At 71.0% G+C, this 8824-nt stretch carries 11 protein-coding genes and 1 riboswitch; of the genes, 6 read left to right on the forward strand and 5 right to left on the reverse strand.

The window, feature by feature from the left end; translation table 11 throughout:
* The first annotated feature begins 68 nt into the window (after positions 1-68).
* Both AOK17_RS44145 and AOK17_RS44150 read left to right on the forward strand, forming a co-directional pair.
* Complete coding sequence (locus tag AOK17_RS44145; RefSeq protein ID WP_055618290.1) at positions 69-1145, forward strand: polyprenyl synthetase family protein; 1077 nt, start codon at positions 69-71, stop codon at positions 1143-1145.
* A 131-nt stretch (positions 1146-1276) separates the two neighbouring features.
* Positions 1277-2506, forward strand: a complete 1230-nt coding sequence (locus AOK17_RS44150; RefSeq protein WP_245697769.1) for a hypothetical protein — start codon at positions 1277-1279, stop codon at positions 2504-2506.
* Between the two features lie 330 nt (positions 2507-2836).
* Here AOK17_RS44150 and AOK17_RS44155 read toward each other — a convergent pair whose 3' ends face one another.
* Positions 2837-3064 (reverse strand): hypothetical protein, encoded by a 228-nt coding sequence (locus AOK17_RS44155; RefSeq protein ID WP_055618291.1) that lies wholly within the window; start codon positions 3062-3064, stop codon positions 2837-2839.
* Between the two features lie 130 nt (positions 3065-3194).
* Entirely contained in the window at positions 3195-3491 is a 297-nt protein-coding gene (locus AOK17_RS44160; protein ID WP_055618292.1) for a hypothetical protein, read from the reverse strand.
* 186 nt (positions 3492-3677) lie between these two features.
* Between AOK17_RS44160 and AOK17_RS44165 the strand changes: the two genes are divergently transcribed.
* The gene (locus tag AOK17_RS44165) at positions 3678-4052 is read left to right on the forward strand and encodes a nuclear transport factor 2 family protein (protein ID WP_055618293.1); all 375 of its coding nucleotides are present in this window, start codon (positions 3678-3680) and stop codon (positions 4050-4052) included.
* Between the two features lie 21 nt (positions 4053-4073).
* Here the strand turns inward: AOK17_RS44165 and AOK17_RS44170 are convergent, their stop codons facing one another.
* Entirely contained in the window at positions 4074-4607 is a 534-nt protein-coding gene (locus AOK17_RS44170; RefSeq protein ID WP_055618294.1) for a MarR family winged helix-turn-helix transcriptional regulator, read from the reverse strand.
* Positions 4608-4685: 78 nt separating this feature from the next.
* On the opposite strand from AOK17_RS44170, the gene AOK17_RS44175 reads away from it, so the two are divergent.
* Positions 4686-5540: a hypothetical protein gene (locus AOK17_RS44175; RefSeq protein ID WP_055618295.1), complete on the forward strand. Its 855-nt coding sequence runs from the start codon at positions 4686-4688 to the stop codon at positions 5538-5540.
* Positions 5541-5556: 16 nt separating this feature from the next.
* Positions 5557-5643, forward strand: a riboswitch (ZMP/ZTP riboswitch).
* Positions 5644-5663: 20 nt separating this feature from the next.
* On the forward strand, positions 5664-6512 hold the full coding sequence (locus AOK17_RS44180; protein WP_055618296.1) for a bifunctional 5,10-methylenetetrahydrofolate dehydrogenase/5,10-methenyltetrahydrofolate cyclohydrolase: 849 nt from the start codon (positions 5664-5666) through the stop codon (positions 6510-6512).
* Here the strand turns inward: AOK17_RS44180 and AOK17_RS44185 are convergent, their stop codons facing one another.
* A complete protein-coding gene (locus AOK17_RS44185; protein ID WP_055618297.1) occupies positions 6513-7550 on the reverse strand; it encodes a CU044_5270 family protein in 1038 nt (345 codons plus the stop codon).
* Positions 7543-8106, reverse strand: a complete 564-nt coding sequence (locus AOK17_RS44190; protein WP_055618298.1) for an RNA polymerase sigma factor — start codon at positions 8104-8106, stop codon at positions 7543-7545. Before AOK17_RS44190 ends, AOK17_RS44185 begins: the two co-directional genes overlap by 8 nt.
* 106 nt (positions 8107-8212) lie before the next feature.
* On the opposite strand from AOK17_RS44190, the gene AOK17_RS44195 reads away from it, so the two are divergent.
* On the forward strand, positions 8213-8824 hold a 612-nt coding region (locus AOK17_RS44195; RefSeq protein WP_206190939.1), incomplete at its 3' end, for a cytochrome c oxidase subunit I.

An 8824-nucleotide genomic window follows, 5' to 3' on the forward strand; every position in this document is an offset into this window, starting at 1 on the left:
GCTGCGGCTGCGGCTGCGGCAGATGTCGACACCTCCGCAACCACCCTCGCAGGCACGGAGGTTGGGCGATGACGGTGACGACCTCCGCGCCGCATCCGCCCGTCTCGACCATCGCCGATGCCGAGCGCGCCGTTCAACTCCTCGACCGGAGCCGGGCGTTGGTCCGTCCCGCCCTGGCCGAGGCGGTAGGGCGGCTGCACCCGTGGGTGGGTGAGATGGCGGCGTACTCCTTCGGCTGGTGTGAGGCCGGTGGCGCGCCCGCCGCCGCGGCGGGCGGCAAGGGGCTGCGGCAGGCCCTGGCCGTCCTGGGCGCGGAGGCGGCCGGGGCATCCGCGGGCGCCGGAGTGAGCGCGGCCGTCGCGGTGGAGCTGGTGCACACCTTCTCGTTGCTCCACGACGACATCATGGACGGCGACGCGACCAGGCGTGGCCGCCCCACGGTCTGGAAGACGTACGGCACCGGCCCTGCCGTACTCGCGGGGGACGCCCTGTTCGCCCTGGCCGTGGAGACCCTGGCTTCCGCGCCCGGCAGCCATGTCCCGTCGGCCGTCCGTCACCTGTCCACCGCGCTCAACGACCTGGTGAGCGGTCAGGCCGACGACCTGCTCTTCGAGTCCCGGCCCTGGACGGGCCCCGAGGCCGTCGGCCCCGACGAGTACCGGGCGATGGCCGAGCACAAGACCGGCGCGCTGCTGGGCTGTGCCGCCGCCCTGGGTGCCGTACTCGCGGGAGCCCCTGCGGCGACGGTCACCGCGCTCGACCGCGCCGGCCGTCATCTCGGTGTGGCCTTCCAGGTGATCGACGACCTCCTGGGCATCTGGGGCGACCCGGCCGTCACGGGCAAGCCGGTCCACGCCGACCTGCGCCGGCGCAAGAAGACGTTCCCGGTCCTGGCGGCTCTCGACAACCCCGCCGCCGCCCGCCCCCTCGCCCGCCTCCTGGAGGGCGCCGCGGAGCTCGACGACTCGACCGCCCGCCGGGCCGCGGCCCTGATCGAGGAGGCCGGCGGCCGGAGCGCCGCGCTGGCGGAGGCCCGCCGTCACATCGCCCATGTCCACGCGTGCCTCGACAGCCTCCCCACGGCTCCGCACGCGGCCGACGATCTGCGTGCGCTGCTGGCCTTCCTCGTACGCCGCGAGATGTGACCAACTCCTTTGTCACACAGGTCTCTTGACGCCGTGGAAAGCCCTTGCCACACTCACCGCCCGCCATAGAAAACGCTTGCTGCGATGCTGTCGCGCGGGCGGCGGACCCCCACACAGGAGAAGAAGTCGAGATGGGACGCAGAGCCGCACCTCACCTCATCCGCAAGACCGCAAGTGCCGACCAACCCCCCACAATCGCCAGAGCCCGCGGGAGGCGGGCCGGCGTCGCCGTCGCGTACGCGACCGCCCTGCTCACGGGAGCAGCCCTGCTCACGTCCCCCGCGAGCGCCGCCCCGCAACAGGCGGCGGCAGCGTGCGGCGAGGGTTCGTACCAGGCCGAGGCCGTGCTGAACGGCAGCACCTGGACCGCCCGGCGCGGCAGCAGTGTCACGTACACCGGTACCGACATGCGGGCGGCCATGCAGGCGGCCGTCAACAGCCTTACGGCGGGCCGGACTTCGAAGGAACGGGTCGTGGTGCGTGGCTCGGGTGCCATCGGCGCGGGTTCCCGGGTCTCCCTGCCGAGCTACACCGTGCTCGACGTGTGCGGCACCATCGACGTCACCGGTTCGGGTTCCGGCGACCAGGCCCCGGTCTACGCACGCGGCGCCCGGGACATCGAGGTCCAGCATCTGAACCTCACCGGCACCCCGCTGTACGGCATCTTCATGCGCAACGTCACCAACGTCGTGCTCGGCCAGATCGACATGCGCCTCTCACGCGGGCTGGGCGTACGCATCGACAACCGCGGCGACACCAGCCAGTGGACACGCAATGTCCGGATCGACAACGTGTACGTCTCCGGGGCGAGCAGCCACGCCGTGGAGACGTACGGGGTCGACGGCCTCACCATCGGCACGGTCACCGCGCGCAACGTGGGCGAGTCCGGTCTCCTGCTGAACCAGACCGTCAACGCGACCGTCACGAAGGTCGACGCGGACGGCGCGGGCGCCGGTACGGGCTACGCGGCCTTCCGTATGGCCAACCGCAACGGCCGGATCGGCAGCGCGTACCCGACCAATGTGCGGGTCGGCGAGGTCGTCGCGCGCGGAGGCGGCCGGGGCGTCTTCTGCGTCTCCGAGAGCGGCGGCGCGACCATCGACCGCGTGACCATCTCCGACACCGGCAACAACGCGATCCTGATCGAGAACTGCTACAACGTGAACCTCGCCGCCCAGAGCGGCAGTGTCACGGGCGGCGGCGAGATCCGGCTGGCCGCCCGCTCGGAGTTCCCGAACAACTCGGACATCACCGTCCAGAACCTGAGGGTGACCAACTCCTCGATCAGGGAGAGCCCTTGCGGCGACAACACCACGTTCCGCAACAACACCCTGGTCAACAGCACCCAGACCATCTGCTGACGTCCGCCAGAGGTCGGTACAACAGTCAGTACGGCAGTCGGTACGGCAGTGAGCAGGGCGGTCAGTAGGGCAGGAGTCGGCCCGAGGGGGTCCTGCGGTCGATCGTCGTGTCGCGCGCGGTGGTCGTGCGGCGGGTGGGACGGATGCGGATCCGGCGGTTCATGGCGGCCTCCTCATTCCTGGTACCACCAGCCTCCGCGCCGCCGCGGCCTCACACATCGTGCCCATGGATGCCTTCGCACTGATCCCGTGGCGGCAGTCGCCATGGACGAGGTACTACCGAGGAAGGACGTGGGCCCCTACACGCGCCCTCTCACCTGCGCCGGGCCGTCAGGGGCGGCGCGGCTCCGGCCCCCAGTAGGACGGTCCTCCGCCGCGCCATTCGATCAGCGGTGACACGGCGACCTCGTTCTCGTCGAACTCCAGGCCCGCGCGGCGCAGGAACTCGACGACGTCCGGGAGGTTCATGGCGACGCCGATCGGCTCGCCGTGGACCGTCACGCGCCGTCCGCCCTCCTCCTGCGGCGGGTGCAAGACCACTACGGGATGTTCGGTCATGCCCTCAGCCTCGCCCGGACTTCCCCGGCGCGCATCCGGGGGCCACCGCCGTTTCACCCGGAACGACGTCGGCGCGCGCCTCCCCACGAGACGCGCGCCGACGGACCGGGCCGTTCGGTACTCGACGGCCCTACTCGAAGGCCCCGACCAGTCCCATGGCGGGGGCCGCGAGGTCGGTCACCTGGTGGAGCTGCTCCAGCTGGTAGAGGCCGTTCAGCTCGTTGAGCTTGTCGAGCTGGTCGGAGACCCTCGGCATCTGGGCCTTGTGCTCCGCGGGAAGGTCGCTCACGGCGAGCGAGTCGAGCATCGCGATGGGGTTCACCTTTCCCGTCTCCGGGGTGGTGGCAGCGGTCGCGGACGGTACGGCAAGGCCCGTGACGCCGACGGCGAGGCCAACGGCGGCGACGATACGTCGTGTTGAGATCATGCCTTCAGCAACGGTGGCGGGCCGCCCACGGACACGGCCGCACCCGGCTCCTCACCCGACAGGCTCATCGGCCCGGCTGCGCTTGCCGTGGCCGCCGCACCGGAGGAGTCTCGGAGGGAGAGGCCCTCAACGGTCCGCTCCATACCGGGCCGCGGTCTTCGCCAGTGGTCCACAAGGAGGTCCATCATGGGCACTGCGGCAAGCCCCGGCTTCGACACCGAAGCCCTGCGCCGGGGCATCGAAGGCCAGGACGCGTCGGCGCTCCTGTCGCTGTACGCGGATGAAGCGGAAATGCGCGTCGTCGACCGCAACACCCAGCCCAGCCACCCCAAGGTCATGCACGGCCGCGAGCAGATCCGCGAGATGCTCGACGACGTCTACAGCCGCGACATGACACACAAGATGGAACAGTGCGTGATCCAGGGCGACCAGGTCGCCTTCACCGAGTCCTGTCAGTACGCGGACGGCACCAGGGTGCTCGCGAACTCGATGATGTCGTTGCGCGACGGGAAGATCGTCGACCAGGTGGTGCTGCAGGCATGGGACGACCCAGAGCAGTAAGGGGTATGCCGAGGGTCCGGATCACGACCCGTCTGACCTGGACCTTTTCGGCTCAGTCGCGTCCGGGGCGGCCTCTGCGGCCTCGACCAGCTTCCGGAGCAGGTCGGCGAGTGTCCGCTTCTCTCCTTCTGACAGCACTGAGAGCAGCGCGTTCTCGCCATGTTCTTCGGAGGCCGCGTGCCGCTCGAACGCGTCGTATCCCGCCTCGGTGAGCCGTACGTGGACCCGGCGGCGGTCGGCCGTGTCGTGCGTACGCGTGATCAGCCCGGCGTCCTCCAGCGGGCCGAGCCGTGCCGACAGCGCGCCCCGGGTCAGGCCGAGCAGGTCGGCGAGCCGTGACGGGCTCGTCTCGTAGGGCGGGCCGAGCCTGCGCAGGGTGAGCAGCACCTTGAACTGCCAGTGTCTGAGCCCGTCGGAGTCCAGGGTGTCCCGGCGGGCCTGCGCCGCGTGCCGCGCCAGGATCGCGAGCCGCGCGAAGATCGCCTCCTTGACCGGGTCCATCCAGCCGAGCTCCTTCGACCAGAGCGCGACGTGCCGGTCGACCGAGTCACCCACCCTTTTCCTCCTGAAGGTCCTGACAGCTGCCCGATAGTTTTCTTGTGGATAGTTTTTCTGATTACTACCTTCCTCGCCATGACGAAGACGAGTACGACCCAAGCCGTCCTTCCGGTGGACGAGGTCGTCGCCGCGGCGCGTGAGCTTGCCCGGGCCGGACGATGGCAGCGCGCCTCGGCTCTCCTCGACGCCGCCGCCACGGCCGAGCCGCACGGCCGGGCGGCCCTCGCTGTCGCCGGGGCGGAGATCGCTCTTGAGCACGACTGGTTCGGCGGTACGGACACCGTGGACAAGCGGATCACCGCCGCGTACAAGGCGTTAGCCGAAACAAGCGCACCGGTCGGCGTCTGGGACCTGGACTTCGTACGGCTGCGGCACACGTACTTCCGGCTGCTCCTCGGTGACGGCACGTTCCGGTTCGGGCCTGCGGGCAAGGATCCCGGCGAGCTTGCGGAGCTACGGCGGTGCGCGCAGGAGCTGTGCGAGCGGGCGGACGACGATGTGCGCCGGGGGTGGGCGCGGATGTACCTCGGACTGATCGTCGACAACCTCTTCGCCGAGCGTGAGGCGGCGCCCGCGCACTACGAACTCGCCCTGAGCGCCGGGGAGTCGGGCGACGACCTGCTCGCCCGTGAGGCGCTTCGGCATCTCGGCGACCACGACCACGACGACCTGGACCACGCGCGGGCACGGGAGCGCTGGACCCGGGCGACCGCTCTCGGGGCGCGGGCGGGGAACGTCCCCGGCACCCTCTCCCAGCAGCTGCTCCTGGCCGTTCTGGCCCGCGACCGCGGCGACGAGGCGGGAGCCGCGGCCCTCGCGACCGAGGTGGCACGCTGGGCGGGGGCGATCGGGGCCGTACGCATCGAGGCGCAGGCGACCGGGTTCCTGGCAGGCGTGGACCCGACGTCCGGGCTCGAGGACGAGTCCTGAACCTCGGCTAGGGTGGTCGGCAGGCCGTGACTGGCGCTGAGGTGGAGTACCACCGGGGAGCGGCCCGACGTACACGTCTTCGCCGCGCGCCTGGGCATCTTCTACGACGCTCAGGAGTGGCTCATGCCCCAGGCCCAGCTGATGGACGGCACCGGTCTCGCCCGGCGGATCGTCGACGAGACGGCGAAGCGGGCGGCCGACCTCGCCGAACGCACGGGGGTGGCGCCCTGTCTGGCCACCGTGCTGGTGGGTGAGGACCCCGCCTCCGTCACGTACGTACGCATGAAGCAGAACCGTTCCCGCAAGGCGGGTATCGAGTCGCGGCACGTGGCTCTGCCCGCCGGGACCACGACGGCCGAGCTGATCGACACACTCACCGGGCTGTCCGCCGACCCGACCGTGCACGGCATCCTGTTGCAGCACCCGATGGGTCATCACGTCGACGAGCGCGCGGCGTTCGAGGCGATCGCTCCGGAGAAGGACGTCGACGGGGTCACGCTGGCGTCCTTCTCGGCGATGAGCTTCGGTCTGCCGGGCTTCGCGTCGTGCACGCCCGGCGGGATCATGCGGCTCCTGGACGAGTACGACGTCGACCCGGCAGGCAAGCGGGCCGTCGTGGTGGGCCGCAGCGCGATCCTCGGCAAGCCGGTGGGGATGCTGCTGCTCGGCCGCGACGCCACGGTGACGTACTGCCACTCGCGCACGGCGGATCTGTCGGCGGTCGTGCGGGAGGCCGACATCGTGGTGGCGGCGGTGGGGCGGCCCCGGCTGATCCGCGGCGAGGACATCAAACCGGGCGCGGTCGTCGTCGACGCCGGTTACAACCCCGGCAACATCGGTGACGTCGACTTCGACAGCGCCCGGGAGCGGGCCTCGCTGATCACGCCCGTGCCGGGCGGGGTCGGTCCGATGACGATCGCCACACTGCTGGCCCAGACCGTCGAGGCGGCCACGCGGCAGACCGGCGCCTGATCAGCGCATCCACGCGATGTAGTCCATGACGTCGCCCGCCTTCAGTCCGTACTCGGGGTCGGCGACCGTGGCGGTGCTCTCCAGACCGAGAACGGCACCGGTGACCGGATCCAGGATCAGCATCTGTCGGGCCCCGGTGGCGTCGTACACGTACGCCTGGCCGCTCCGGCCCAGGCGATCGGTCACCTGGCCGACGGGCCGCAGTCCCTCGGCGTCCGCGAGGAGCCGGACGAGTGCCGCGTCCTCACGGGTGCCGAGGGTCCAGGTGTCGAGCAACAGCCGTGTGACGTCCAGCAGTTCGGGCGTGGTCAGCGGGGTGTCGGTGTGCTGCGCGTCCTGCAGATAGGCGCGCAGCCGCTTGGCGTCGTGCGGGGGCGGCGACTCGGGCGGGGCGTCGCTCCAGCTCGGCGGGAAGGTCTGCTCGCTGATGACGTGACCGTCGTCGACGAGGCCCGAATCGCCGTCCCCTTCGGAGAGGACCGGCCGGCCCGGGTGACGCGGGTCGGTCGCGACGACCAGTTCCGTGTGGCTGTCGTCCGCGTTCCAGCGCACGATGCGCTCCACGGGGAGCGTGATCGGAGGCTTGTCCTCCGACATGCCCATGCTCCACGACTGCACATGCGTGCCCTTGCGCAGACCGGACGAACCGTCCGCCGCCGCCCCTTCGGCACGCTCGGCCAGTTGGTCCAGGGGTACGGGCGTGGAGTCGGCCCGCACGACCAGGGGGCGCGGCGCGGCCACCGCGGGGGTGGTGCTCGGGCCCGCGAGGAGGAGCGCGAGGGAGGTCATGGCGACGGCCGCGGTCGTCGCGAGGGCCCAGACCAGACGCGTACGGCGGGGGCGGGGGCCGCGCAGCAGCCGGCCGAGGCTGCCACGGCCGGGCAGGAAGCGGCCCGGCCTCGGGCGCTCGTCGGCCGGCGGTCCCATGAGCCGGCTGAGGTGGCGCTCGGCCTCGTGGCCCAACGGTCCGTCGCCGAAGCGGGGGTCGCCGGACGGCACCGGATTGGCGCGGCGCAGCAGTTCGAGTTCGTCAGCCATGGCGCTGCTCCTTCGGGGTGTCGCGGCGAGGCGTCGTGGGACCGGCGGCCACGGTGGTCCGCATGCTGTCGATCTCGGCTCTGAGCCGGCGGCGGGCGCGGTGCAGCCGCATCGCCGCCGCCCTGCTGCCGCAGCCGAGGGCCACGGCGACCTCGTCGATGCCGAGTTCCTCCCAGGTGGTGAGCCGCAGAACCTCCTGATCCGCGGGGGCAAGGCGGGCCAGCGCGTCGTGCACCCAGTCGCCGGGCTGCTCCGAGTCGGGGCTGTCCACGATCTGCCGGCCGTGCGCGGTCTCGTCGTGACCGAGCTTGTCGACGAGGCGCCGGCGGCGTCCGTAGCCGCGTACCGCGTTGGACAGGCAGTTGCGTGCCACGCCGTACAGCCAGGGAAGAGGGGACGCGGGCAGGTCGGACCGGCGCCGCCAGGCGACGGTGAAGACCTCCGCCACCACTTCCTCGACTTCGCTCGTCCGGCCGTCCAGTCGCCGCGCAACGTAGCGGCTGACCGCCCAGTAGTGCTCGCGATAGGCAGCGGCGAAGGTCTCGTCGTTGCTCATGTTCCGTAGGTGTCCGGCAGTCCCTCGATCGTCACACCGGTATGCGGTGATCCTTGTCGCTCCGCTCAAGTGTGACGCCGGGACGGGCCTCGGACACAGGCGGGGTATGGAGAGCAACACTGTCACCGCGGCGCTCGCGCCCCCGCGTGCGGGCCGTCGCCCGGGCCTCGCCGCCGTCCGCTGGCTGACCACCACCGACCACAAGACGATCGGTACGTTGTACCTGGTCACCTCGTTCGCGTTCTTCTGCATCGGCGGCGTGATGGCGCTGTTCATGCGCGCCGAACTGGCCCGTCCCGGCACGCAGATCATGTCGAACGAGCAGTTCAACCAGGCGTTCACGATGCACGGCACGATCATGCTGCTGATGTTCGCGACGCCGCTGTTCGCCGGTTTCACGAACTGGATCATGCCGCTGCAGATCGGCGCGCCCGACGTGGCGTTCCCCCGGCTGAACATGTTCGCCTACTGGCTGTACCTGTTCGGCTCGCTGATCGCGGTCGGCGGGTTCCTCACCCCGCAGGGCGCGGCCGACTTCGGCTGGTTCGCCTACAGCCCGCTCTCCGACGCGGTCCGCTCGCCGGGCATCGGCGCCGACATGTGGATCATGGGTCTGGCGTTCTCCGGCTTCGGCACCATCCTGGGCGCGGTCAACTTCATCACCACCATCATCTGCATGCGCGCCCCGGGCATGACCATGTTCCGCATGCCGATCTTC

Source organism: Streptomyces phaeochromogenes (assembly GCF_001418655.1).
Lineage (GTDB): Bacteria > Actinomycetota > Actinomycetes > Streptomycetales > Streptomycetaceae > Streptomyces > Streptomyces phaeochromogenes.